Raw genomic sequence first — 254 nt, 5'->3', positions numbered from 1 at the left:
GCGGCGCTGGCGTCGGATTTGGCCGATCCAGTGGTGGGAGGCGGCGAGCCGGCGGCGAGCGGGGTGACCAGCGCAACAATGGATGCGTGCCGACCGGCGGTGTTTAATGTCCTTCCTGATAAAGACTTGCCCCTCCTGGGGAGCCCCTTCTCGTCGCTGTTGGTGGAGAGCTCCGACAGCCTCCCCTCCACCGCCGACACCGCCGCGCTGTCGCCGCCCGCCATGGAGCAATCGGAGCAGCAAGAGGAGGAGAA

1 protein-coding gene is annotated in these 254 nt (G+C 67.3%); it reads left to right on the top strand.

From position 1 onward, the window contains the following. A partial coding sequence (locus tag F1003_RS17085; protein ID WP_235898431.1) for a hypothetical protein occupies window positions 1-254 on the top strand: 254 nt, incomplete at both ends.

It is taken from the genome of Winogradskyella ouciana (assembly GCF_009709615.1).
GTDB classification, from domain to species: domain Bacteria; phylum Bacteroidota; class Bacteroidia; order Flavobacteriales; family Flavobacteriaceae; genus Winogradskyella; species Winogradskyella ouciana.
The sequence above is the reverse complement of the archived record's forward strand: the minus strand, read 5'-3'. Positions and strand labels throughout refer to the sequence as shown.